Source organism: Palleronia sp. (assembly GCF_042089775.1).
In the GTDB taxonomy this organism is placed as follows: domain Bacteria; phylum Pseudomonadota; class Alphaproteobacteria; order Rhodobacterales; family Rhodobacteraceae; genus Palleronia.
Genome location: NZ_JBELKF010000003.1, coordinates 16,401 through 40,468, shown reverse-complemented (window position 1 = coordinate 40,468; position 24,068 = coordinate 16,401). Strand labels below are relative to the sequence as shown.

26 protein-coding genes are annotated in these 24,068 nt (G+C 65.7%); 12 read left to right on the top strand and 14 right to left on the bottom strand.

All coding sequences use genetic code 11. From position 1 onward, the window contains the following. Nucleotides 1–245 precede the first annotated feature (245 nt). Nucleotides 246–593, top strand: coding sequence for a DUF2794 domain-containing protein (locus ACFDS3_RS01695; protein ID WP_375260604.1), 348 nt, complete (start codon nucleotides 246–248; stop codon nucleotides 591–593). A gap of 1 nt (nucleotide 594) precedes the next feature. Here the strand turns inward: ACFDS3_RS01695 and ACFDS3_RS01690 are convergent, their stop codons facing one another. The 3 genes from ACFDS3_RS01690 to ACFDS3_RS01680 all read right to left on the bottom strand — a co-directional run bounded on the left by ACFDS3_RS01690 (nucleotide 595) and on the right by ACFDS3_RS01680 (nucleotide 3,244). Continuing rightward, a complete protein-coding gene (locus ACFDS3_RS01690; RefSeq protein ID WP_375260603.1) occupies nucleotides 595–1,422 on the bottom strand; it encodes an NlpC/P60 family protein in 828 nt (275 codons plus the stop codon). Continuing rightward, nucleotides 1,419–2,810 (bottom strand): M17 family metallopeptidase, encoded by a 1,392-nt coding sequence (locus ACFDS3_RS01685; protein WP_375260602.1) that lies wholly within the window; start codon nucleotides 2,808–2,810, stop codon nucleotides 1,419–1,421. The genes ACFDS3_RS01690 and ACFDS3_RS01685 overlap by 4 nt, the downstream gene beginning before the upstream one ends. Before the next feature lie 62 nt (nucleotides 2,811–2,872). Beyond that, complete coding sequence (locus tag ACFDS3_RS01680) at nucleotides 2,873–3,244, bottom strand: hypothetical protein (RefSeq protein WP_375260601.1); 372 nt, start codon at nucleotides 3,242–3,244, stop codon at nucleotides 2,873–2,875. A gap of 137 nt (nucleotides 3,245–3,381) precedes the next feature. Between ACFDS3_RS01680 and ACFDS3_RS01675 the strand changes: the two genes are divergently transcribed. Next, nucleotides 3,382–4,029 carry a carbonic anhydrase gene (locus ACFDS3_RS01675; RefSeq protein ID WP_375260600.1) on the top strand — a complete coding sequence of 216 codons (648 nt, stop codon included), beginning with the start codon at nucleotides 3,382–3,384 and terminating at the stop codon, nucleotides 4,027–4,029. Between the two features lie 211 nt (nucleotides 4,030–4,240). Here the strand turns inward: ACFDS3_RS01675 and ACFDS3_RS01670 are convergent, their stop codons facing one another. The 3 genes from ACFDS3_RS01670 to pyrF all read right to left on the bottom strand — a co-directional run bounded on the left by ACFDS3_RS01670 (nucleotide 4,241) and on the right by pyrF (nucleotide 6,847). Further along, nucleotides 4,241–5,263: an aspartate-semialdehyde dehydrogenase gene (locus tag ACFDS3_RS01670; protein WP_375260599.1), complete on the bottom strand. Its 1,023-nt coding sequence runs from the start codon at nucleotides 5,261–5,263 to the stop codon at nucleotides 4,241–4,243. 66 nt (nucleotides 5,264–5,329) lie between these two features. Continuing rightward, nucleotides 5,330–6,118 (bottom strand): metallophosphoesterase, encoded by a 789-nt coding sequence (locus ACFDS3_RS01665; protein WP_375260598.1) that lies wholly within the window; start codon nucleotides 6,116–6,118, stop codon nucleotides 5,330–5,332. A 36-nt stretch (nucleotides 6,119–6,154) separates the two neighbouring features. Beyond that, the gene (gene pyrF, locus ACFDS3_RS01660) at nucleotides 6,155–6,847 is read right to left on the bottom strand and encodes an orotidine-5'-phosphate decarboxylase (RefSeq protein WP_375260597.1); all 693 of its coding nucleotides are present in this window, start codon (nucleotides 6,845–6,847) and stop codon (nucleotides 6,155–6,157) included. A 118-nt stretch (nucleotides 6,848–6,965) separates the two neighbouring features. On the opposite strand from pyrF, the gene ACFDS3_RS01655 reads away from it, so the two are divergent. Beyond that, the gene (locus ACFDS3_RS01655; protein ID WP_375260596.1) at nucleotides 6,966–7,784 is read left to right on the top strand and encodes a hypothetical protein; all 819 of its coding nucleotides are present in this window, start codon (nucleotides 6,966–6,968) and stop codon (nucleotides 7,782–7,784) included. A gap of 55 nt (nucleotides 7,785–7,839) precedes the next feature. Here ACFDS3_RS01655 and ACFDS3_RS01650 read toward each other — a convergent pair whose 3' ends face one another. Next, a complete protein-coding gene (locus ACFDS3_RS01650; RefSeq protein WP_375260595.1) occupies nucleotides 7,840–8,082 on the bottom strand; it encodes a hypothetical protein in 243 nt (80 codons plus the stop codon). Between the two features lie 250 nt (nucleotides 8,083–8,332). On the opposite strand from ACFDS3_RS01650, the gene clpB reads away from it, so the two are divergent. After that, nucleotides 8,333–10,948, top strand: coding sequence for an ATP-dependent chaperone ClpB (gene clpB / locus ACFDS3_RS01645; RefSeq protein ID WP_375260594.1), 2,616 nt, complete (start codon nucleotides 8,333–8,335; stop codon nucleotides 10,946–10,948). Between the two features lie 181 nt (nucleotides 10,949–11,129). After that, the gene (locus ACFDS3_RS01640; protein WP_375260593.1) at nucleotides 11,130–11,330 is read left to right on the top strand and encodes a DUF1127 domain-containing protein; all 201 of its coding nucleotides are present in this window, start codon (nucleotides 11,130–11,132) and stop codon (nucleotides 11,328–11,330) included. Nucleotide 11,331: 1 nt separating this feature from the next. On the opposite strand, the gene ACFDS3_RS01635 is transcribed toward ACFDS3_RS01640, so the two are convergent. Continuing rightward, nucleotides 11,332–11,895: a YqgE/AlgH family protein gene (locus tag ACFDS3_RS01635; RefSeq protein ID WP_375260592.1), complete on the bottom strand. Its 564-nt coding sequence runs from the start codon at nucleotides 11,893–11,895 to the stop codon at nucleotides 11,332–11,334. A gap of 105 nt (nucleotides 11,896–12,000) precedes the next feature. Here ACFDS3_RS01635 and ACFDS3_RS01630 point away from each other — a divergent pair, with 105 nt between their 5' ends. Next, nucleotides 12,001–12,795, top strand: coding sequence for a protein-disulfide reductase DsbD domain-containing protein (locus tag ACFDS3_RS01630; RefSeq protein WP_375260591.1), 795 nt, complete (start codon nucleotides 12,001–12,003; stop codon nucleotides 12,793–12,795). A gap of 3 nt (nucleotides 12,796–12,798) precedes the next feature. Here the strand turns inward: ACFDS3_RS01630 and ACFDS3_RS01625 are convergent, their stop codons facing one another. After that, nucleotides 12,799–13,503 carry a transcriptional regulator gene (locus ACFDS3_RS01625; RefSeq protein ID WP_375260590.1) on the bottom strand — a complete coding sequence of 235 codons (705 nt, stop codon included), beginning with the start codon at nucleotides 13,501–13,503 and terminating at the stop codon, nucleotides 12,799–12,801. Beyond that, nucleotides 13,475–13,765, bottom strand: a complete 291-nt coding sequence (locus ACFDS3_RS01620) for a hypothetical protein (RefSeq protein ID WP_375260589.1) — start codon at nucleotides 13,763–13,765, stop codon at nucleotides 13,475–13,477. The genes ACFDS3_RS01625 and ACFDS3_RS01620 overlap by 29 nt, the downstream gene beginning before the upstream one ends. Before the next feature lie 195 nt (nucleotides 13,766–13,960). Here ACFDS3_RS01620 and ACFDS3_RS01615 point away from each other — a divergent pair, with 195 nt between their 5' ends. From ACFDS3_RS01615 to ACFDS3_RS01605, 3 genes are all read left to right on the top strand, one after another. Then, the gene (locus ACFDS3_RS01615; RefSeq protein WP_375260588.1) at nucleotides 13,961–14,404 is read left to right on the top strand and encodes a hypothetical protein; all 444 of its coding nucleotides are present in this window, start codon (nucleotides 13,961–13,963) and stop codon (nucleotides 14,402–14,404) included. Between the two features lie 136 nt (nucleotides 14,405–14,540). Further along, the gene (locus ACFDS3_RS01610) at nucleotides 14,541–15,176 is read left to right on the top strand and encodes a ribonuclease HII (protein WP_375260587.1); all 636 of its coding nucleotides are present in this window, start codon (nucleotides 14,541–14,543) and stop codon (nucleotides 15,174–15,176) included. Between the two features lie 89 nt (nucleotides 15,177–15,265). Continuing rightward, nucleotides 15,266–16,360, top strand: a complete 1,095-nt coding sequence (locus ACFDS3_RS01605) for a site-specific DNA-methyltransferase (RefSeq protein WP_375260586.1) — start codon at nucleotides 15,266–15,268, stop codon at nucleotides 16,358–16,360. A gap of 191 nt (nucleotides 16,361–16,551) precedes the next feature. Here ACFDS3_RS01605 and ACFDS3_RS01600 read toward each other — a convergent pair whose 3' ends face one another. Together ACFDS3_RS01600 and ACFDS3_RS01595 are read right to left on the bottom strand one after the other, a co-directional pair. Then, complete coding sequence (locus ACFDS3_RS01600; RefSeq protein WP_375260585.1) at nucleotides 16,552–16,842, bottom strand: HU family DNA-binding protein; 291 nt, start codon at nucleotides 16,840–16,842, stop codon at nucleotides 16,552–16,554. 124 nt (nucleotides 16,843–16,966) lie between these two features. Next, entirely contained in the window at nucleotides 16,967–18,442 is a 1,476-nt protein-coding gene (locus tag ACFDS3_RS01595; RefSeq protein WP_375260584.1) for an AMP nucleosidase, read from the bottom strand. 165 nt (nucleotides 18,443–18,607) lie between these two features. Between ACFDS3_RS01595 and ACFDS3_RS01590 the strand changes: the two genes are divergently transcribed. The 3 genes from ACFDS3_RS01590 to ACFDS3_RS01580 are packed head-to-tail and all read left to right on the top strand — an operon-like array spanning nucleotide 18,608 to nucleotide 21,439. Next, entirely contained in the window at nucleotides 18,608–19,450 is an 843-nt protein-coding gene (locus ACFDS3_RS01590; RefSeq protein ID WP_375260583.1) for an SDR family oxidoreductase, read from the top strand. Nucleotide 19,451: 1 nt separating this feature from the next. After that, the gene (locus tag ACFDS3_RS01585) at nucleotides 19,452–20,111 is read left to right on the top strand and encodes a potassium channel family protein (protein ID WP_375260582.1); all 660 of its coding nucleotides are present in this window, start codon (nucleotides 19,452–19,454) and stop codon (nucleotides 20,109–20,111) included. Continuing rightward, nucleotides 20,111–21,439 carry a TrkH family potassium uptake protein gene (locus ACFDS3_RS01580; RefSeq protein WP_375260581.1) on the top strand — a complete coding sequence of 443 codons (1,329 nt, stop codon included), beginning with the start codon at nucleotides 20,111–20,113 and terminating at the stop codon, nucleotides 21,437–21,439. Before ACFDS3_RS01585 ends, ACFDS3_RS01580 begins: the two co-directional genes overlap by 1 nt. Here ACFDS3_RS01580 and ACFDS3_RS01575 read toward each other — a convergent pair. Further along, complete coding sequence (locus ACFDS3_RS01575) at nucleotides 21,436–21,966, bottom strand: redoxin domain-containing protein (RefSeq protein ID WP_375260580.1); 531 nt, start codon at nucleotides 21,964–21,966, stop codon at nucleotides 21,436–21,438. The two genes, ACFDS3_RS01580 and ACFDS3_RS01575, sit on opposite strands and share 4 nt — an antisense overlap. Nucleotides 21,967–22,083: 117 nt before the next feature. Further along, nucleotides 22,084–24,009 carry a 1-deoxy-D-xylulose-5-phosphate synthase gene (gene dxs, locus ACFDS3_RS01570; protein WP_375260579.1) on the bottom strand — a complete coding sequence of 642 codons (1,926 nt, stop codon included), beginning with the start codon at nucleotides 24,007–24,009 and terminating at the stop codon, nucleotides 22,084–22,086. Nucleotides 24,010–24,068 lie beyond the last annotated feature (59 nt).

Below are 24,068 nucleotides of genomic sequence, written 5' to 3'. Positions count from 1 at the left end.
AATCGGGCCGAGAGTCGAGTCATCGAAAGCAGAGAAACCGCAGGTCAGCGGGTAAGGTGCCGCGGCGGGTTGGGGGCAGGGGTTGCCGCGGCACCATCTAGCAGGTTCGCTATGGATCCATCATGGATACCGCCGGTGACGCTTTCAGGGGCGGCGGCGGGTCATTCAGGGGAAAGATCGCGGCATCTTCGTGGCGCTACGTCTCCGGACTTGCCAAACATCCGCGCCTTCCCCACCTTTTGAAGATGACCGTCATGACACCCACGCCGTTTCCCGGGCGGCCGGACCCCCATGCCAAGGTCGCCTTCGACCGGCACGAGCTCAACCTCATCCTCGGCCTTTACGGCCGTGCCGTTGCCGCGGGCGAGTGGCGCGATTACGGCATGTCCTTCCTGAGGGACGTGGCGATCTTCTCGATCTTCCGCCGCACGGCCGAGCATCCGATCTATCGGATCGAAAAGCGTCCGAAGCTGCGGGGACGGCAGGGCATGTACGCCGTAATCGGCATGGACGGGCAGATCCTCAAGCGGGGCGGAGACTTGCGGGCCGTCCTCGGCGTCCTCGACCGCAAGCTCATCCGCGCCATCGAGTAGGTTACAGCCGCCGCCGCGAGGTAACCGGACCATCCCCCTGCGCCTCGATGCGGGCGATTGCCTGCTCGATCGGCTCGTAAGCCACCGCCATGTGGTGGGCGTTCGCGTGGATCAGAACCTCGGCATCCACCGCCATCGCCACGTGCCCCTTCCAGAAATAGAGGTCCCCGCGCGCGGGTGGCTCATCCTCGAGCGCCTGACCGACCACCGCCTCCTGCAGGTCGCTGTCGCCGGGACAGGGGATATGGCAGGCAAGGCACGCCGCCTGCACCAGGCCCGAACAGTCGATCCCGTCGATCGAGTTGCCGCCCCAGAGATACGGCACTCCAAAGAACAGTTGCGCAACGCTCGCCGGATCGGTGAAGGCGCGGTTCGCCGGCGCAAGGTGTGGCCGCGGTACGTGAAGGCCGCCCTCGACCTCGAAGAACCGGTCACTGCCCGCCACGACCCTGAGCCGCGCACCAAAGGACAGGCGCGCGACGGCTGGCCGCTTCATGTCCGGCGCGGGGTAGAGATGTGTCGCGGGAACGCCGACGATATGCGTGGCCGCAACCGGCTCGCCCAAGTCAGCCTCGGCCACGTAGCCGACATACCCGTCCCGGCGCGCCCGCAGGAACGCCATGCCGGCGCGCCGCTCATAGATGTCGACCGCCTCGCCCATCACCAGCTGGCGGTCCCGGGCGGTCCGCTCGGGGGTGGACCACAGGTCGGCCACGGGAATGGCGACGGCAGCGGCCTCGGGTGCGACGAAGCGGTCGGCCTCGACCCGGCCCATCAGTTCGCGCGCGGCAACACGACCATTCGCGGGGGTCAGACGACGGTCGTTCATGCCAGGTCCGACAGCGCGTCGAAGAGGGCGCGTGCGCCTTGCCCGACGCCGCCCTTCGGCCTGGCGGGTGCGGCGGAGGGATTCCAGCCATAGATGTCGAAATGGGTATAGGTTTCGGGCTTGGTCACGAAGCGCCGCAGGAACAGCGCCGCAGTGATCGAGCCGGCGAACCCGCCTTTGGGCGCGTTGTCGAGGTCGGCAATCCCCGGCTCGATCATCGGCTCGTAGGGCGCCCAGAACGGCATCCGCCAGAGCGGGTCGCGCACCTTCTCGCCCGCAGCCACGAGCGTGCCGGCAAATCCGTCGTCACCCGTGTAGAACGGGGCAAGATCGGGGCCGACGGCCACGCGGGCGGCGCCGGTCAGCGTCGCCATCGATACGATCATGTCGCTCTCGACCTCCGAAGCGAGGGCCAGAGCGTCGGCCAGAACCAGGCGCCCCTCTGCATCGGTGTTGTTGACCTCGACCGTCAGCCCCTTGCGCGAGGGCAGGATGTCGCCTGGCCTGAAGGCGGATCCGGCGACGGCGTTCTCGACCGCGGGGACAAGCACGCGAAGCCTCAGCTTCACCCCTGTCGCCATGATCATGCGGGCCAGCCCCAGCACGGTGGCCGCGCCGCCCATATCTTTCTTCATCAGCCCCATCGAGCTGCCCGGCTTGAGGTTCAGGCCGCCTGTGTCGAAGCAAACGCCCTTGCCGACAAGTGTCACCCGGGGACCCGAATCGCCCCAGTTCATGTCGATCAGTCGGGGCGCCCGATCACTGGCCGCGGCCTGACCTACGGCCTGGATCAGCGGGAAGCCTCCGGCCAGTTCGGCGCCCTCGACTACCTTTGCCTCGGCGCCGAGCTCTGCCGCGAGATCGATTGCCGCCGCGGCCAGGTCGGCCGGCCCCATGTCCCGCGCGGGGGTGTTGATGAGGTCGCGGGTCAGCGCCTCTCCGCTCGCGATAGCCTCGAGCCGGGGGGCATCACACCCTTCGGGCGCGACCAGCATGGCCTGAGGCGCCGAAGCCGTGGCATAGCGGTCGAACCGGTAGCCCTCCAGCAACCAGCCAAGCGCCGCCTCGTCCCGTTCCTCTGGCGGCAACGATGTCGCAATGCGCCACGCCCCCGCCGGCAGCGCATCGCGCGCCGCGGCGACCGAGAACCTGTGCTGCGCACGACGATCTTCGGGCCCCAGCCCCACGAGGGCCTGCTCAGGGCGCCCGTCCGCCCCCGGAACGACCAGCGTCTGACCCGCAGAAGCCTTGAACGACGACGCCTCGACCCACGCCCGCGCGACGGGGCTGGCATCCGCGGCCCAGCCGTCCAGCCCTTCGGGTCCCACCACGCTGAGCGGCAGAGCGTCGGAGGCATCCTTCGCGAAGGTCATTGCGGGTTGAGACATGGGCGCGCTCCTGCGGTCAGTGAGGTGGCCGAGCCTAGCGCGCCCATGAGCGGCTGCAATCCCTAGCCGGGACGATCCTGCAGTTCCCAGACCTCTTCGAAAAAGCCCTGCCCGAGCCTGAGCAGACGCGCGACATTCGCCCCAAGCGCGGCCTTGTCCTCCGTTCGCCCGAGCATCACGACCGTCCGCGCGACCCGCGCGATGCGGTTGAGGCCCAAGGCGCTCGCTTTCTCGGCAACGCAGCGCGCAGAATTACGAAGAATATCCGTATCTCGGTCGTGCCACGCCATGGACACCCTGCTAAGCTCGTCCATGAACTGGTCCAGATCCGTGCCAAGGCGTTCCACCCGTTCGGAATCGTCCGGTGCGGCGCCGAGTAGACGCCAAGTATCCTGCCGCGCACTCTCGCGCAGTTGCAAACTTATGACAGTCATCTTCCACTCCTCTATCCCCACCTCGGACATTGCCACAGGAGCGGTAAGAGACCCGTTTATACCGGCCGGAAAACACGATGGAAAATAGTGATGATCGCGCCTAGATCCGCAATGAATCGAAAACCAAGGATTGCCAGATGACGCCCGTCAAGCCGCTGCCGCAATATCTCGTCACTCGCTATCACGGCTGGAAGGCCACCACCTTTGCCGAAAATCACGCGTGGTATCGCCGCTTGGCCGACGAAGGTCAGCGCCCGCGCGCCATGGTGATCTCGTGCTGCGACAGCCGCGTGCACGTGACGTCGATCTTCGGGGCGGATCAGGGCGAGTTCTTCATCCACCGCAACATTGCCAACCTCGTTCCGCCCCACGAACCGGACGGTAATCAGCACGGTACGTCCGCGGCGATCGAGTTCGCGGTGACGGCCCTGAAAGTTACCCATCTGATCGTGATGGGCCACTCCCTGTGTGGCGGCGTGAAGGGATGCTACGACATGTGCTCCGGCAATGCGCCGGAGCTCGAAGAGAAGTCCAGCTTCGTCGGCCGCTGGATGGACCTCCTCCGGCCGGGGTTCGAGCGGCTACCCGAGGGCACGGATGCGGAACGCCAGACGCTGCTGGAATACGAAGCGGTCAAGACGTCCCTGGACAACCTGATGACCTTCCCATTTGTGCGGGAAGCCGTCGAGGCCGATCGTCTGTCGTTGCACGGCTGCCACAACGACATCGCGGAGGGCGGCCTGAAGATGCTCGACCCACGAACCGGCGTATTCGAGGCGGTCTGACCTACCGGGGCAAAACCTGCAGGAGATCGGCGAACACGTTCACCTGCAGTCGCTGCACGGCGGCCAGAGCATTCGCGCGACCCTGCCGAGCCTTTTCCATCAGAGACATATTCCGAACCCTCTTTCGATCTGGTGGCCCGATGGTGACCACCAGATCTTGAGGGAATGTTGAAGAAATCGCGGCAAGTTTCGGCAAGGCCCTCTGATGCCGTCAGCCCTTCTTCAGGACTTCGCGGCCCAGAAGCTCGGCAATCTGCACCGCGTTCAGCGCGGCACCCTTGCGCAGGTTGTCCGAGACACACCATAGCGAGATGCCGTTCTCGACCGTCGAATCCTGACGGATGCGGCTGATGAAGGTTGCGAAGTCGCCCACGCACTCGACCGGCGTGACGTAGCCGCCGTCCTCGCGCTTGTCGACGACCATGATCCCGGGCGCCTCGCGCAGGATGTCGCGGGCCTCGTCCTCGTCGAGGAAATCCTCGAACTCGATGTTCACCGACTCGGAGTGGCCCACGAAGACCGGTACCCGCACGCAGGTCGCCTGTACCTTGATCGAGGTGTCGAGGATCTTCTTGGTCTCGGCGACCATCTTCCACTCTTCCTTGGTCGAGCCGTCATCCATGAAGACGTCGATATGGGGAATGACGTTGAAGGCGATCTGCTTGGTGAACTTGGTGGGCGGCTTGTTGTCGACGGGATTGTAGATCGACTTGGTCTGGTCCCACAGTTCGTCGATCCCCTCTTTCCCCGCGCCCGAGACGGACTGGTAGGTCGAGACGACGACGCGCTTGATCTTCGCGCGGTCGTGCAGGGGCTTCAGCGCCACCACCATCTGTGCGGTCGAGCAGTTGGGGTTCGCGATGATGTTCTTCTTCGCGTAGTCGTGGATCGACTGCGGATTGCACTCAGGCACGATCAGCGGGACGTCCTGATCGTAACGATAGAGGGACGAGTTGTCGATCACGACGCAGCCGGCCTTGGCGGCCTTCGGCGCGTAGGTCTTCGTCGCATCCGAGCCGATGGCGAACAGCGCCATGTCGAACCCGTCGAAGTCGAACGTGTCGAGGTCCTTGGTCTTCAGCGTGGTGTCGCCATAGCTGACCTCGGTGCCCAGCGACTTGCGCGACGCCAGCGCGACAATCTCGTCCGCCGGAAAGCCACGCTCGGCCAGGATGTTCAGCATCTCACGGCCCACGTTACCCGTGGCGCCGACGACAGCAATTCTGTAGCCCATGGAATTACCCCTTTCTCAGGTCGCGACCCCTTACCGTATCGGGGCGGAACGTGAAAGAGGGCGTGCCTATGGCCGCGGCTCGAGCGGGATGCGTCCCCGTTCGTCGAGCGTATAGATCGACTGCCCCTCGATCGCCACGGGCACCAGCGGATTGCCGAACCCCGCCCCGCCGTCGATATTGACGCGGTTGCCGCGGTGCTCGGGGAAGTCGAGCGCGGTATGGCCGTGGATGACGAGCCGCCCGTGGTCTGCCTCGCTCTCGAGCCACCCCTCGCGAATCCACAGCAGGTCATCCTCGTCCTGTTCGTCCAGCGGGACGCCGGGCCGCAGCCCCGCGTGAACGAAGATCAGGTCGTCCGTCTCGTGATACAGGGGCAGGCCCTTCAGGAAATCGTGGTGCGCGTCGGGGATGGCGGCACGCGCGGCGCGGGCGAGTTCTGCCTTGGACAGGCTCTCGCCGTCCACGTGGTAGCTGGCCAGAGTGTCGACGCCGCCATTCATCAAGAACCCCTGCGCCTCGCCATCCAGCCCGTAGGAGCCGAGCGTCCGGCTGCCGCCGAGCGCATCGTGAAACCAGGACTTTCCCGACAGGATGCGCGAGTCGTTCTCTTCGCCGGCCTCAAGGAAGCGCTGGAACATCCGGTCATGATTGCCCTTGCAGAACCGCCAGGGCCGCCCCTCGTCCCGGCCGGCGATCAGCCGGTCGAAAACACCGCGGCTGTCCGGCCCGCGGTCGGCATAGTCGCCGAGGAAGTAGATCTGCGCGTCTGGTCCGCCATCCGCCTCGATCAGACCGAGCGCACGGTCGAGCTGCGCGGAAAAGCCGTGAATGTCACCGACGGCATAGAGGGTCATGTAGCGCTCCTTCGGGGTTGGCCCGGGGAACCTAACTCAGCCGGCGATCTCGTCCACGATGGCGCGCGCGGCACCCGCCGGATCCTGGGCCTGCCAGACCGGGCGGCCAACGACGATGTGGTCCGCCCCCGCCTCGATGGCACCGCGCGGGGTTGCGATGCGCTTCTGATCGCCGGGCGCGCTGCCCGCTGGCCGGACGCCCGGCGTCACGATCAGCCGCCCCTCGGCTTCGGAGAGGGCCCGGATCGCCGCGGCCTCGTGCGGCGAGGCGATCACCCCATCGGCGCCGGCGGCAAAGGCACGGGCGGCACGTTCGGCCGTCAGCTCGGCCAGGTCGCCCTCGCGGATCATCGCGTCGTCGAGGTCGGATCGGTCGAGCGAGGTGAGGATCGTCACCGCCAGGATCTTTGTCTTGGTCCCGGCCGCCCCTTCCATCGCCGCGCGGACGACGTGGGGGTCACCGTGGACGGTCAGGAAGTCGATGTCGAACTGCGTCAGGCCACGCACCGCCTGCTCGACCGTCGCGCCGATGTCGAACAGCTTCATGTCCAAGAAAATGCGCTTGCCGTGATCGTCCTTCAGCTCTCGCGCGAGGGCAAGGCCGCCCATGGTAAGCATCCCCAGGCCGATCTTGTAGAAGCCGACCGCATCGCCCAACCGGGTCGCCAACTTGAGACCGCTCAACGCGTCCCCGGTGTCGATCGCCACGATCAGCCGCTCGTCCGCCATGCGCCTTCTCCTTGCTTTCGCACCGCTCTGCCCCATCTGCGGCGGAACGACAAGGCGGGAACAAGCCCACGTCAAGGCATGTTCCTCTTTGAGACAGAGATACGAGCGGAGGCATCTCATGGCCAAATCACCCAAGGGGTCGGGCAACCCGCTCCTTCCCATTGCGATCATCGCGGTCGTCGTCCTGGCGGTCCTTGTCGGCGTATTCGCCTTGAGCGGGGGCGAAGAGACGCCACCGGACCAACCGACAGTGATCGCAGAGGACGATATAAACGCCGAACCGGCCGGGTCCGGAACGGTCCCCGAGGGCCAGGCCCGCGGAGGCGTCAACGACGCCGAAGAGGGAGAAGCCGACGAGGTCGAGGAAGGCGTCACCGAACTGGTGGACGATGTGGACCCCGCCCCGGCCGATATCGACTCGATTCCTGCCACCGACTACGTCGACAGCACCGGCCCGGACATCGAAGGCGAGACCCTTGCCGACGAGGAAGTCGCCGACTCCGTCTCGGACGAGGTGGCTGACAGCGAGCTGCCGGAAGAGGGCGATGAGGAGCGCGTTGAAACCGTTCCCGCCGACCTGACGTCGGTCGAAGAGGTTCAGGCTGGCGGTGCAAATGCCGAACAGGACGACGACACGGCTGCGAGGATCGTGGACGAGCCTCTGAACCAGTCTGCCACCGAAGAATTCCTGCTCGACGAAGAGACCATCGGTACCGGAGGCGCCGACAACGTCGACACACCTGGACCGCAGGAGAGCACCGAAGCCGGTCCGCTTCCCGCCGGTCGTGACGCCGTGACCGACCTAAATCCTTCCGAGTGCCAGGACATCGTGCGCGACACGGACAGCGGAGGTGCTGCATTCATCCCGACGCCCTCGGGCCCGGATGCGAATACGCGAGGCGAATGCCTAGACGATCCGGAAGAGCGGCCGGAGTGAATGAAAAGGCCGGCCCACATGGGCCGGCCTTTTTTCTTGTCGATGGAGGCGCCGTTCAGGCGGCGTGGTTCATCTGATCCGGCGTCTCGCTGCCCATCACGTATTCTGCGAGGCTGGCCGCATTCTCCAGCAGCCGGACCCTCACCGACTGTTCGCCGCGGTCCATCACGTTGGTCCGGACACGGACGGGGCGTACGGCTTGGCCGGCACGTTTGATGAAGAGGGTAACATGGGCTTCGACGCGACCGAAGTCGCGGTCGCGGCGGACGTTTTCGAACGCGGCATCAAGGACGATCATGCCGGTACCTCCGGGTATGATTTTGGCGGAATTGCCTGTCATCGTTACGCTTTCTCTGCTCGGTGGAGGTTCTCCCTCCGTTGAAGGAACGACGCGCAGGCATGTGGATAAGTTCCCGTCAAGCGATCACTCGGCCGTGAGAATCGATCTTGATGAAGTGTGTCCCGCCCCCCATCTATGCCTCGAAGGCCCTGCGAAAACCGTGCCGTTGCGGGCGGTTGGCGGGGCGCTTGAAGAGGAGAGAAAGCAGATGAACCTGGAAAAGTTCACAGAACGATCCCGCGGCTTCATTCAGGCCGCACAGACCATCGCGATGCGCGAAAATCACCAGCGACTGGTCCCCGAGCATCTTCTGAAAGCCCTGCTCGACGACGACCAGGGCCTCGCCGCGAACCTGATCGGCAAGGCCGGCGGTTCGACGCAGCGCGTGCGCGAGCAGGTCGACCTGGCGCTAGGCAAGCAGCCCAAGGTGTCCGGTGACGCGGGCCAGGTGTATCTTGACCAGACGACCGCGCGCGTGCTCGACGAGGCCGAGAAGCTGGCCGAGAAGGCCGGCGACAGCTTCGTCCCGATCGAGCGGATGCTGACCGCGCTGGCGATGGTCAAGTCAAAGGCCAAGGACGCGCTGGATTCGGGTGCCGTCAACGCCCAGAGCCTGAACGCCGCGATCAACGAGATCCGCAAGGGTAGGACCGCCGACTCGGCCACCGCCGAGGATGGCTACGAGGCGCTCAAGAAGTTCTCGATCGACCTCACCGCGCGGGCGCGGGAGGGCAAGATCGACCCGATCATCGGCCGTGACGACGAGATCCGGCGGACGATGCAGGTCCTGTCGCGCCGCACCAAAAACAATCCTGTGCTGATCGGTGAACCCGGCGTCGGCAAGACCGCCATCGCCGAAGGCCTCGCCCTGCGGATCGTCAACGGCGACGTGCCTGAATCGCTGCGCAACAAGAAGCTGTTGGCGCTGGATATGGGCGCGCTGATCGCGGGCGCGAAGTATCGCGGCGAGTTCGAGGAACGGCTGAAGTCCATCCTGAAGGAGGTCGAGGCCGCCGCGGGCGAGATCGTCCTGTTCATCGACGAGATGCACACCCTCGTTGGCGCCGGGAAGGCCGATGGCGCGATGGACGCGTCCAACCTGCTCAAGCCCGCCCTTGCGCGGGGTGAGTTGCACTGCGTCGGCGCAACCACGCTCGACGAGTACCGCAAGCATGTCGAGAAGGACGCTGCCCTCGCCCGCAGGTTCCAGCCCCTGATGGTCGAAGAGCCGACGGTGCAGGACACGATCTCGATCCTGCGCGGCATCAAGGAGAAGTACGAACTGCACCACGGCGTGCGGATCAGCGACTCTGCCCTCGTGTCGGCCGCGACCCTGTCGCACCGCTACATCACCGATCGTTTCCTGCCCGACAAGGCGATCGACCTCATGGACGAGGCGGCCAGCCGCCTGCGGATGGAGGTCGACAGCAAGCCCGAGGAGCTCGACGCGCTCGACCGCGACATCCTGCAAAAGCAGATCGAGGCCGAGGCCTTGCGCAAGGAGGACGACCAGCCGTCGAAGGACCGGCTAGTGAACCTCGAGCGCGAGCTGGCCGAGCTGCAGGAGGATGCGGCCGAGATGACCGCCAAGTGGCAGGCCGAGCGCGACAAGCTGAACGCCTCGCGCGAGCTGAAGGAAGAGCTGGACCGCGCGAAGGCGGAACTCGACATCGCCAAGCGTGAGGGCAACCTGGCGCGCGCGGGTGAGCTGTCCTACGGCATCATCCCCGACCTCCAGCGTCGCCTCGGCGAGGCGGAAGAGCGCGAGGACGAGCTGATGGTCGAAGAGGCCGTCCGCCCCGAACAGATCGCGCAGGTGGTCGAACGCTGGACCGGCATCCCGACCTCGAAGATGCTGGAAGGTGAGCGCGACAAGCTGCTGCGCATGGAAGAAGAGCTGGGCAAGCGCGTCATCGGCCAGAAGACCGCCGTTCGCGCGGTGGCCAACGCCGTGCGGCGCGCCCGCGCGGGCCTGAACGACGAGAATCGGCCTCTGGGCTCGTTCCTGTTCCTCGGCCCCACCGGCGTCGGCAAGACCGAACTGACCAAGGCCGTCGCGGAATACCTCTTCGACGACGACCAGGCGATGGTGCGGATCGACATGTCCGAGTTCATGGAGAAGCACGCCGTCGCCCGCCTGATCGGCGCCCCTCCGGGCTATGTCGGCTATGACGAGGGCGGCGTCCTGACCGAGGCCGTGCGCCGGCGTCCCTACCAGGTGATCCTGTTCGACGAGGTCGAAAAGGCGCACCCGGACGTGTTCAACGTCCTCCTGCAGGTTCTGGACGACGGTGTCCTGACGGATGGGCAGGGCCGGCACGTGGACTTCAAGCAGACGCTGATCGTGCTGACCTCGAACCTCGGATCGCAGGCGCTCAGCCAGCTTCCCGACGGGGCGGACAGTGCGACAGCCAAGCGCGACGTGATGGATGCGGTCCGGGCACATTTCCGGCCGGAGTTCCTGAACCGCCTCGACGAGACTGTGATCTTCGACCGGCTCGGCCGCGAGGACATGACCGGCATCGTCGAGATCCAGCTTCGCCGGCTGGAACAGCGGCTTTCCCAGCGCAAGATCACGCTCGACCTCTCGGATGCCGCTCGCAAATGGCTGGCGGATGAGGGGTATGACCCCGTGTTCGGCGCCCGCCCGCTCAAGCGGGTGATCCAGCGGGCCCTGCAGGACCAGCTGGCCGAGATGATCCTGGCCGGCGACATCGAGGACGGCCAGACCGTTACGGTCGACGCCGGGGCCGATGGCCTGCTGGTCGGGGACCGAGTCGCGGCGTCGAACCGGCAACCGCCGCAGGATGCCGTGGTTCACTGACCGCAGCGCAAGAAAATGAAAGGCCCCGCCAATCGGCGGGGCCTTTTCTCATCGCGCTGCAGCATAAAATTCGCTGCATTGCGGCACGTGCATGGCGGCCTTCGAAAGCTGGGTGTTCTCGCTACCATGGAAAGGGTCCATGTAGCTGTCAGAGCAAACACGAACCGCGAAGGAGGCAGACATGGCCGCTTTGACAGACATCCGCATCGACGCCGGGATCCTTGCCCGGACCCGCACCGCCATCCGCACCAGCATGGCACGCCGCGCCGAATACAACCGCGTCTACAACGAACTGGCCCGCATGAGCCAGCGTGACCTCGACGACATCGGCGTCGCACGTGGCAACATCGACGACATCGCGCGGCAAGCGGCGGGCTTTTGAGCTACGCCCGGCCGCCCTCGGCCGACAGCATGATGGGATCGATCCCCAACGTCTCGATAGCCGCGATCCACTTGCCGGAGTGGTCGTGGGAAAACACCAGGTCCGGGTCTGCATCGGTGATCAGCCAGCCGTTTTCGGCGATCTCCTCTTCCAGCTGACCCGGACCCCAACCGGCATATCCCAACGCGACCAATGACTTGTCAGGCCCGACGCCCTCGGCCATCGCCCTGAGAATGTCGAGCGTCGCAGTCATTCCGAATCGCGCGTCGATGGACAGGGTCGTGTCGTCCTGCCGATACTCGGGATTGTGCAGCACGAAGCCGCGCGAGTTCTCGACCGGCCCGCCGAAGAAGACCGGCTCGTTTCCGCCGGCAGTTCCCTCGATCGAGAGCTGCTCGAACAGGTTGCCCAGCCCGATCGACGGCGCCGGCTTGTTCACGATCAGTCCCATTCCGCCGTCGCCGCCATGGGCCACGACGATCACCACGCTCTTCTCGAATCGCGGATCGCCCATGCCCGGCATCGCGATGAGGAGTTTGCCCGTCAGCTCTGTCACATCTGTCATGCGCATAAACATGGCGTGACGCGGGCGCCGCGCAACCCTACCGCTATGCCAACATGTCGCGCTTGTGACTTTCACCCGGCATCGCCCTGTCGGTATGGAACTGTCATGCGACATTTCCTGCTGCTCATGATCCTCGCCCTCCTGCCCTCCGCGGCCCATGCCGAAAGCCATGCCGTGGAAGGATTCGCCCTCTTGCCCGGTTGGCGGATGGAGGACGGCCGACACATGGCGGGACTCGAGATCCGCCTCGCTCCCGGCTGGAAGACCTACTGGCGCCGCCCCGGCGAGGCCGGCATCCCCCCCAGCTTCGATTGGTCCGGCTCGCAGAACGTCGCCGCCGTGCGTATCCACTGGCCCGTTCCAAGCGTGATTCGGCAAAGCGGTATGCGGTCGGTGGTCTACAAGGACCACGTGATCCTGCCCATCGAGGTCACGCCGAAGAACCCCACCGCACCGGCGGTCTTGCGCCTGGACCTCGACATGGGTGTCTGCAAGGACGTTTGCGTGCCGGTGGAAGCCGAGGCGGAGGTCGATCTGTCCCCTGCACCGGTGCGGCCCGACGCCCGTATCCGCACCGCCCTTGCCGACCGTCCCTTCACGGAAGGCGAGGTCGGGCTGGCGCGCGCAGGCTGCGACGTCCGCCTTGCGCCCGGTGGCGAGGCGCGGCTGACCGTGCAACTGAACATGCCGCCGCTCGGCGCGGCCGAAGAGATCGTGTTCGAGCCGTCGGACCCCGAGCTCTGGGTGTCGGAGCCGAGGGCGCACCGACAGGACGGCGCCTTGGTGGCCGTGGCCGACCTCGCCGCACCCCGCGGTCGCCCCTTGGTCCTCGACCGGGACGCGTTGCGGATCACGGTATTGGGCGATCAGGGCGCGGCCGAGATCATCGGCTGTGACTGAGCCTTAATTCATCTCGATGACGTCCTTGTCGATCGACAGGACATAGCCGCGCCGGGCAACGGTGCGGATCAGAAGCTCGCTGACCAGCTGGTTGCCCAGCGCATCGCGAAGCCGCTTGATCCGTGTAGCCCCGGCGGCTTCTTCGCAGTCGGTCAGCTTGCGCCCCGAAACCATCGCCTCGATCTCGGCGCCTGAAAGGATATCGTCGTCCATCCGCGCCTCGGCAAGCACGCTCAGCGTCTCGATGGCGGCCTCGGTCAGCGTGAACTCCATGCCGTTCAAGGCCACCGACCGCGCATCACGGCTGATATGCAGCGACGAGACTTGGATGCCCGACCGCTCGATCTCGCCCAGGCGACGGTAGAGCGAGACGAGGATGACCAGAAACACCAGCGCCGCGATCAGAAGCGCGGTCGCGAAGACCAGAAGGACGAACAGCACCACGCGATAGCTCGCCAGCACTTCGGAAAACGCCGTGCCGGACTGCGCGAGGATCTCCAGCAGGCGAATCGTCTCGCCTCCGGTCAGCTCGGCATTCTCGACGAACAGGCGCTCGACTCGCGCGTTGAAGGCATTGGCGTCGGGCAGGCTGGCGAGCAGCAGCGCAGCGGCGAGACCGAGGATCGCCACGACCGCCACGACACCGCCGGCGATCAGGCGGCCGATTCCCTTGGAGCTTTCAGTAACGGAGGTAATACGCGCCAGCATCGTCCTGTCTTTCTTGCGCATCCGCCTCGCTGAGGCGGCCCATGACGGTCAGCAGCGTCCACCCTTCCACGGCGATCCGGCGGGCGATTGCCTGCGCCGGATCGGCGCATTCGGCATCATCCAGTCGGATCACACCGTAGTGCAACTGCAGGGGGCGGTCACGCTTGGCCTTGTAGTCCACGAGGCAGTCTGCCCGCGCGGCAACGGCTGACACGGCAAGCGCGGCTGTCACGACGAGTGCGATGCGGGTGGCGCGGGTCATCCTCTGTCCGGTCCTTGTCTGCTGGCGCACCCATGTCGGTGCGCCCCTATCTGTCGTGCAATGACAGACCGAGACATGCGGCGCCGTCATTGCATGACAAGGCGCCGTCATTGCCTGTCTGACGGCACCGGCGCCATCTGATCCCACAAGACCTGACGGGCAGCGCCCGGCACGCTCCAGACAAGGGAGATCACAATGAAACGCACCCTCGCCGCCGCGGCGCTTGGCCTGACCCTCGCAGTCGCCCCGTTTGCCACCGCGCCCGCACAGGCCCTGAACGAACGGCAGGCTGCCGGAATCATCGCCGGCGCCGCAATCCTCGGCCTTGGCGCCGCGCTCGCCCAGAACGGCAATGTCGATGTCCAGGTGCATTCAGGCCGGAAGGATCGGGGCTACGCCCATAGGCGGCGCGATCACGCTGGTTCCCTTCCCCGGAACTGCCTGCGCAGCTTTGACACCCGCCGCGGCGGCACCTACAGCGTGTTCGGCCAGCGCTGCCTCGCCCGCTCGGGCGTCAACCTTCGCCAGCTGCCGCGCCACTGCGCGACCGACCTGCGGGTTCGCGGTCGTTATCGCCCGGCCTACGAAGCGCGCTGTCTCAGCGATTACGGATGGAGGGTCGCGCGCCACCGGTACTGAGCGCACGCCCTTCGCACGGTCCGCCCTGTCTTCAATCGCACATCTCGGGCAGCGGACCGTGCAACCTGGGCGGGGGCCATGTGCCCTCGCCCACTTTTGTGTTGCGGGCCGCCTGCCGTGACGGCATCCCCACGACATGCCCGATCTATATCTTGAATCCCGCCTGCACGCGCAGGGAGCGCGCCTCGTCGCCGGCGTCGATGAAGTCGGCCGCGGCCCCCTTGCCGGTCCCGTGGTCGCCGCAGCGGTCGTCCTCTTTCCCTGCAACGTTCCCGCGGGCCTCGACGACAGCAAGGTGCTCGACGCGCAGACGCGCGGACGGTTGGCGGGAGAGATCGCGCTCTGCGCCCATATCGGCATCGGCGAGGCGAGCGTCGAGGAGATCGACGAAATCAACATCCTTCAAGCGACCTTCCGCGCCATGTGCCGCGCAGTCGAGGCGCTTCCCGTGAAGCCCGACGCCCTGTTGATCGACGGCAACCGCCTGCCCCCGGTGCTGCCCTGCCGGGCCGAGCCCGTCGTGAAGGGGGACAGCCTGTCGATGTCGATCGCGGCGGCCTCAATTGTGGCAAAAAATTGTCGGGATTTGGGCATGTTGGCCCTCGCGCAACAACACCCCGGATATGGCTGGGAAACGAACATGGGCTACGGCACGCCCGAACACCTGATGGGACTGAAAAGACACGGTGCCACCACACACCATAGGCGCTCGTTCAAACCGGTCCACAATATCTTGGTTCAAGAAGATTTTGCTCTTCCCGGCGCCAAATAACTTTTGAATGTCCCCGGCCGTCCGGACAATCTGCCTGACATAACAAGCGGACCCACTCAAAAAAATCGGGCCGCAAATGAGGCAGTGAAATGACGCAGAGCGGACCGGAGGCAGCAACCCTGCCTCTCGACAGTATCGTGCGCGGTGATTGTATCGAGGTGATGGAGGGCTTGCCGGAGTCCTCGGTCGACCTGATCTTCGCGGACCCCCCCTACAACCTTCAACTGAAGGGCGATTTGCGTCGCCCCGAGGGTAGCCGAGTCGACGCGGTGGACGACGATTGGGATCGTTTCGCCAGCTTCGAGACCTACGACGCGTTCACCCGCGCGTGGCTCAAGGCGGCGCGTCGGGTGCTGAAACCCCACGGCGCCATCTGGGTGATTGGATCGTACCACAACATCTTCCGGGTCGGCGCCTCGCTTCAGGACGCGGGCTACTGGATCCTGAACGACGTCGTGTGGCGCAAGACCAACCCGATGCCCAACTTCCGCGGCAAGCGCCTGACCAACGCGCACGAGACGCTGATCTGGGCGGCCAAGAGCGAGAAATCGCGCTACACCTTTAACTACGATGCGCTGAAGGCCCTGAACGAGGGCACGCAGATGCGCTCGGACTGGACGCTTCCGATCTGCTCGGGTCACGAGCGGCTGAAGGGCGAGGACGGGCACAAGGCGCATCCCACGCAAAAGCCGCAATCGCTGCTGCACCGGGTGCTGGTCGGCTCGACCGATCCCGGCGACGTGGTGCTCGACCCGTTCTTCGGGACCGGCACGACGGGCGCGGTGGCCAAGATGCTGGGCCGTCGCTTCATCGGGATTGAGCGCGAGCAGGCCTATATCGACGCCGCCGAAGAGCGCCTGAGCCGCGCGCGTCCCTATGAGAAGGCGGCGCTGTGCGTGTCGCAGGGTAAGCGCGCCGAACCGCGCGTTCCCTTCGGCCAACTGGTCGAGCGGGGCCTCTTGCGCCCCGGCGAGACGCTGGTGAATCCCAAGGGTGTGATGGCCAAGATCCGCGCCGACGGAACATTGGCGACTGACACGCTGACGGGCTCGATCCACCAGGTCGGCGCGGCCATCGACGGCGCGCCTTCATGCAACGGCTGGACCTACTGGAGTTTCGTCCGGGATGGCCGCCGCGTGCCCATCGACTCCCTGAGACAACAGATCCGCGCAGAGCTCAACTAAGAGCCACGCGCACAGCGGTTACCGCCGGTGCCGACGGCCCTGCGCCCCCACGAGCGGGTGCGGCCGATCGGCACCAACTTGCCCCGCCATCCCTTGGGATGCGCGGGGTTTTTTTTTGCTCGCCCGGCCACAGCCAAAAGAAAAAGGCGCACCGAAACGGCGCGCCTTGTCCGGTTCCAGAGACCGAAACGTCAGTTGTTGACGCTGTCCTTCAGGGCCTTGGCGATGGTCATCTTCACCACCTTGTCGGCGTCCTTCTTCATCTGCTCGCCGGTGGCCGGGTTGCGCACCATGCGCTCGGGCCGCTCGCGGCAGTAGATCTTGCCAACGCCGGGAAGGGTCACCGCACCGCCTTGCGAGACTTCCTCAGTGATGATTTCGGTGATCGCATCGAGAGCCTCGGTGGCCTCTTTCTTCTGCGTCCCCATCTTCTCGGCAATGGCGGTGACGAGCTGAGATTTCGTCATCGGTTTCTGGGCCATGGATTACTCCGTTTGGTTCGCGCCGCTCGGGCAGTGGACGGCACTAAACGCGATCCGCGCCTTCAACACAAGGACGCGGCCCGGCGTCAGCCCCATGAAACATGGGGTTTTCCGCTCCTGACCCTCACAGGAACGCGGTCTCTTCGAAAGACCGCAACTTGCGCGAATGAAGCCGCTCCAGCGGCATTTCCCGCAGTTTTTCCATGGCTCTGACCCCGATCAGCAGGTGTCGGGCCACCTGGGTCTTGTAGAAGTCGGTGGCCATCCCCGGCAGCTTCAGCTCGCCATGCAGCGGTTTATCGCTGACGCAAAGAAGGGTGCCGTAGGGAACGCGAAAGCGGAAGCCGTTCGCCGCGATCGTGGCACTTTCCATGTCGAGCGCGACCGCCCGGCTCTGGCTCAGGCGCTGCACGGGGCCCGAGTTGTCCCGCAACTCCCAGTTGCGATTGTCGAGTGTCGCGACCGTGCCTGTCCGCATGATCCGCTTGAGTTCGTAGCCCTCGAGTTGGGCGATCTCTTCCACGGCATCTTCCAGCGCGATCTGCACCTCTGCCAGCGCCGGGATCGGCACCCAGATCGGCAGGTCGTCGTCGAGCACCTTGTCCTCACGCAGGTAGGCATGAGCCAGCACGAAATCCCCCAGCCGCTGCGAATTGCGCAGCCCGGCGCAGTGCCCGACCATCAGCCACACATGCGGGCGCAGCACCGCAATGTGGTCCGTGGCCGTCTTGGCGTTCGACGGGCCGACGCCGATATTGACCAGCGTGATCCCCTGCCCGCCTTCGCGCTGCAGGTGGTAGCTGGGCATCTGGGGCATCTTCGGGATGGGCTCCAGCACGGCTTCGGGGTCGGTGATGACCTGGTTGCCGGGGCCGACGAACGCGGTGTAGCCCGAATCGGGATCGGCGAGAGCCTCACGCGCATAGGCTTCGAACTCATCCACGTAGAACTGGTAGTTCGTGAACAGGACGTGGTTCTGGAAATGCGCGGCGTCGGTCGCGGTGTAGTGGGACAGGCGGGCCAGCGAGTAGTCCACCCGCTGCGCCGTGAAGGGCGCGAGCGGGTGCGAGCCGTCGTCATAGACGAAGCCCTCGCCATTCACGATGGCATCATGCGTGACCTTGAGGTCCGGCGTGTCGAACACGTCGCGCAGCGAGAAGTTCATCGTCCCATCCTGCGGCACGGTCAGCCCCGCCTTGGCGACGGCGAAATGCAGCGGCATCGGCGTTTCCGAAACGCCCACATGCACGGTCCCGCTCTGCGTCTGCAGCAGCAGGCCGATCTGCTTGGCAAGGTAGCTGGCGAAAAGGTCCGGCTGCGTGATGGTCGTGGAATAGCGCCCCGGATGGGTGACGTGTCCGAAGGACAGGCGGCTGTCCGCATGGGTGTAGCTGGTCGCCGTCAGGCGGATCTCGGGATAGTAGGCGCGGTAGCGGACCTCGGGCGCCGTGTCGGACTTTAGCGCGACGTTGAAGCGATCCGTGAGGAAGCCGACCGCCTCGTCATAGAGCATGCGCAGACGCTCGACGGCGGCAGCGGCATCCGTGAACGCCTCGTGCCCCGGAAGGTCGGGGGTGTCGATCGGTAGCGTCTCGGTCATCGACCTCTCCTTTTTCCGTCGGCACTATGGGACATCTGCCGGTGATCGCAAGCCGCGGCCGCTTACCGTCGCCCTGCCGCCACGTCGCGACGGCAAGCATCCCGGCCGGGCTGTGCGCCCCGTGTTGATGCGCTAATGTTCCCGGCGGAAGGCAAAGGACACCCCATGAGGCTTCTGGCAATCGGCTGCGGCTACTCGGCCAAAGCGCTCGCGCCGCGCCTGATCGCGCGCGGATGGGAGGTGCGGGGAACCACCCGCAGCGCCGACAAGGCCGACAGTCTGCGCAGCCTCGGCATCACCCCGATCGTCTGGCCGGGCGAGGACCTCGGCCCGCATATCGGCTGGGCGAGCCACGTGCTGCACTCGGTCTCTCCCGACGATGGCGACATGGTACTCGACACCTATGGCGGGGCGCTTGCGACTGCGGATCTGGCGTGGTTTGGCTACCTCTCGACCACCGGCGTCTATGGCGACCACGACGGGGACTGGGTGGACGAGGACACGCCGCTCGCCCCCTCGACCAGACGCGGCGCTGCGCGGGTCCGGGCCGAGGCCGGGTGGCAGGCCCTGCAACCGCTCGGGCTGCCGCTGCACATCTTTCGCCTCGCCGGCATCTACGGCCCCGGCCGCGGCCCCTTCGCCAAGGTTCGCGCGGGCAAGGCCCGGCGCATCGTGAAAGAGGGGCAGGTCTTCTCGCGCATCCATGTCGAAGACATCGCCACGGTGCTTGGGGCGTCGATCGACCAACCGCGGCCCGGCGCGATCTACAACGTCTGCGACGACGATCCTGCGCCGCCGCAGGACGTGATCGCCCATGCCGCCGACCTGCTCGGCGTCCCGCGTCCGGACGAGACCCCATTCGAAGAGGCGGACCTTTCCCCCATGGCGCGCAGTTTCTACGCCGAATCCAAACGCGTCAGGAACGACCGCATCAAGGACGAGCTGGGGGTCGACCTGCGATATCCGACCTACCGCCATGGCCTTCGGACCCTACTGGACAAGGACTGACATGGCCAGGCATCCCACGAGTTTCGCCGTCATCGGGCTGGGCAATTTCGGCTCGACCGTCGCCACGGAACTCAAGCGGTTCGGGAACTACGTCATCGGCATCGACCTTGACGAGGGCAAGGTGTCGAACCACGCCGAAGACTTGGACCAGGCGCTGATCGTGGACGGCCGGTCCGAGGCCGCCCTGCGCGAGGCCGGCGTCGACGAATGCGACGTCGGTGTCGTGGCGCTCGGGCACGACCTCGAGGCGAGCGTGCTGGTGACGATGAACCTCAACCTCCTGGGCGTGGACAAGGTCTGGGCCAAGGCAGGCTCAAAAACGCATCACCGCATCCTGACCCGCCTCGGCGCCGACCGGGTGATCCACCCCGAGGTGCGCATCGGCCAGCAGGTCGCGCAGATGCTGCACAACCCGCAGATTCGCGACTACGTCTCGCTCGGGAACACCTACAACGTCGTGAACATTCGCATCCCCGAAGAGCTGACGGGCGAGACGCTGGAGGATCTCGAGCTCGACAGGTTCGACCTGCGCTGCCTCGGCGTGATGCGCGGGACAGAGTTCGTCGGCCGCGACGGGGAGAGCTGCACGTTCGAAGAGAACGACATGCTCCTGATCCTGGGGCGTCGCGCGGATCTGCGGTCCTTCACGTCGAGCCTGTGATGAACCTGGGAAACTGGCTCAAGCGGCTTCCCCCGCCGGGGTTGCTGGCGGTGATCTATCTGGCTTTCATCTCGATCGGGGCCGTCGCGCTGAAACTGCCGATCTCGGTGACCGAGCCCATCACCTGGTCCGACGCACTGTTCACCTCGACATCGGCGGTGACGGTGACGGGTCTGATCGTGGTCGATACGCCCGAGGCGTTCACCCTCTTCGGCCAAGGCGTGCTGTTGGTGCTGATGCAGATGGGCGGGCTGGGGCTGATGACCTTCGCCGCGCTCGTGCTGATCGCGCTCGGCATTCCGATCGGTGTTCCGCAGATGGTCGTGCTGCGCGAAGACCTCAACCAGACGTCGATTTCCAACCTCCTGTCCCTCGTCCGCATCATTCTGCGCCTCGCCTTTACGCTCGAGGCGATCGCGTTCCTGCTGCTGGCCACGTCCTTCGTCCCGGATCATGGTTGGGGGATGGGCCTGTGGCATGCGCTGTTCCACTCGATCTCGGCCTTCAACAATGCCGGATTTTCAAGCTTCTCGGACTCCCTGATCGGTTACGTGGCCGATCCGGTGGTGAACATCACCGTCACATCGCTGTTCATCGTGTCGGGCATCGGGTTCGTCGTGCTCGCCGATATCCGCGCAAAGCGGTCGTGGCGGCGGCTGTCGCTGCATTCCAAGCTGATGCTGGCGGGCACGCCGGTCCTGATCATCCTGGCCTTCGTCACCTTCGCCGCGCTGGAGTGGCGCAACCCGGGAACGCTCGGCGCGCTCGAAACCACGTTCGCCAAGCTGCAGGCCGCCTACTTTCAGGCGGTGACCCCGCGGACGGCCGGGTTCAACACCATCAACACATCGGCAATGCGCGATTCCACCGCGCTGATGACGATCATGCTGATGATCATCGGAGGCGGCTCTACCTCGACTGCCGGAGGCATCAAGCTGACCTCGGCCATCGTGCTTCTCATGGCCACCCTCGCCTTCTTCAAGCGGCGGCGCGAGCTGAACATGTTCGGGCGTGCACTCGGGGCGGCCGAGGTGCTGAAGGTGATGGCGCTGCTCACCGTCTCGATCATCACGATCATCCTCAGCATATTCCTGCTATCCATAGTGAACAATTCCGGCTTTCTGCCCCTCGCGTTCGAGGCCGCATCGGCCTTCGGAACGGTCGGCATGTCCATGGGCGCGACCGGCACGCTGGAAGGCTGGGGCCGCGGGGTCATCATGGTACTGATGTTCCTGGGCCGCGTTGGTCCGCTGGTCCTGGGCTTTTTCCTCGCCACGCAGGGCCACCCGATGGTGCGCTACCCAAAGGGGCAGGTCTACCTGGGCTAGATCCGCGACGACTTGAGAATGCCGACGATCCGCAAGAGCTCGACCGCCGAACGCGGCACGGGATGGATACATTCCTGGATCGCTCGAATCCGCAGGTCGGGGCCCAGGATGAAAGACTTGGCGACTGGCCGGTCGAGCGCCTCGTTCTGCTCGCGCAGACCGCAGATTTCCGCGATGCGGCCGTCCTCATCCGAGATGATCGGAAACGGGATCGCAAGCCCGTGCTTTTCAGACAGCTCCTCGATCCACATCCGCTCGGTCAGAGGGTCGGACTGGCTCATCCCCATCAGCTTGCATTCGAGCGCGTCGAACTCGGCAATGTGACGCGCGAGGTCCAGCAACTCGATCTCTGCGGTGGAAGAATAGGAGGAGGGGTGCGTAAAGAAGACGGTGTAGCTGCCCTGCACCCAGGAATGAAGCGCAACGCTTCCTTGCGTTCCCTCGGCCCAGAGATCGGGAAAGACATCTCCAACGCGAAGGCAGCTGGCCGGATCGCGCGCACGCTCCGGCTGGCCCCTGAACGTCATGTCTTCCCGTCGCACCGTCGCACCCCCATCCGGATGAGCGGAGAATCGCCGATTCCCACCGACAGACCGTATCGGGTGCATGAGCGACGTCAATCTCGCGCCTTCATAAAATGGTCATCATGCCCGGCGACCGAGCGTTTCGACCCCCAATACGGACAGGACCTTGGCTTCGATATCCTCGGCGTTCAGACCTGCATCGGCATACATGTCGCGCGGGTTCGCGTGGTCGATGAACGTGTCCGGCAAGATCATTGAACGGAACTTCAAGCCCCGGTCGAAGACGCCGGACTCGGCCAGGAACTGCGCGACATGGCTGCCGAAACCGCCGACGGCGCCTTCCTCGACCGTGATGAGCGCCTCGTGCCCCTCGGCGAGCGACAGGATCAGGTCTTCGTCCAGCGGTTTGGCAAACCGCGCATCCGCCACCGTAGGTGTGATGCCGCGCTGGCCGAGACTCTCGCAGGCCTCCATCACCTCCTTCAGCCGCGCACCAAAGCTGAGGATCGCGACGCCTTCGCCCTCCTGGATCATGCGCCCCTTGCCGATTTCGAGCACCTCGCCACGCTCGGGCATCTCGACCCCCGTGCCCTCGCCGCGGGGATAGCGGAAGGCGATCGGCCCGTCGTCATGCGCGACGGCCGTGGCAACCATGTGCTTCAGCTCAGCCTCGTCAGCGGCGGCCATGACGGTGAAGCCCGGCAGGTTCGCGAGGAATGCGGTGTCGAAGCTGCCCGCGTGGGTCGCCCCGTCGGCCCCGACCAAACCGGCGCGGTCGATGGCAAAGCGAACGGGCAGGCGCTGGATCGCCACGTCGTGGACGATCTGGTCATAGCCCCGCTGCAGGAAGGTCGAGTAGATCGCGCAGACGGGCTTCATCCCGCCCGCTGCCAGCCCGGCCGAGAAGGTCACGGCGTGCTGCTCGGCGATGCCCACATCGAAGCAGCGGCTGGGATAGCGCTTGGCGAACAGGTCCAGCCCGGTGCCGTCTGGCATCGCTGCGGTCACGGCGCAGATACGCTCGTCCCGCGCCGCCTCATCCAGCAGCGCTTGCGCGAAGACCTTGGTATAGGACGGCGCATTGGACGCCGCCTTCTTCTGCTCTCCGGTCGAGACATCGAACGTCGCGGTCGCGTGGCCCCGGTCGGCGCGGTCCTCGGCCGGGGCGTAGCCCTTGCCCTTCTTCGTGATGCAGTGGATCAGCACCGGGCCGTCAGCCCGGGACCTGACCGTGCGCAGGATCGGCAGCAGCTGGTCCATGTCGTGCCCGTCGAGCGGCCCGATATAGCTGAACCCCAGTTCCTCAAAGAGCGTGCCGCCGATGGTCATGCCCTTCAGCATCTCCTTGGCGCGCCGGGCCCCCTCGCGGAAGGGCGGCGGCAGGAAACCGACGGCTCCCTTGGCGACCGCCTTGAAGTCCTGGTACGGCCTGCCCGCGTAAAGCCGTGACAGGTAGGACGACATGGCGCCGACCGGGGGCGCGATGCTCATCTCGTTGTCGTTGAGGATGACGAAGAGGCGCCGGCCCAGGTGGCCTGCATTGTTCATCGCCTCGTAGGCCATGCCCGCGCTCATCGCGCCATCGCCGATCACCGCAATGGCGTCGCCGAGACTCGGATCGGGCGAGCCGCCCAGATCGCGCGCGACCGAGAACCCGAGCGCCGCCGAGATCGAGGTCGAGCTGTGTCCGGCGCCGAACGGATCGTAAGGCGACTCGCTGCGCTTGGCGAAGCCCGACAGCCCGTCCTTCTGACGGATCGTGCGGATGCGGTCGCGCCGCCCGGTCAGGATCTTGTGCGGATAGGCCTGATGGCTGACGTCCCAGATCAGCCGGTCGCGCGGGGTGTCAAAGACCGCATGCAGCGCGACCGTCAGCTCGACAACGCCAAGCCCTGCGCCCAAGTGACCACCCGTCTGACTGACCGCGTGGATCGTCTCGGCCCGCAGCTCGTCGGCCACATGGCGCAGCTCGGCGTCGGACATGGCACGCAGATCGGCGGGAGAGCTGACGCGGTCGAGGGTCGGGGTCTGCGGTCTGTTGGTCATCGCGGCCTCTTCATTGCGCCTGTTCACATAGCTCGCGAGGGCAGGACCCGCAAACCTTG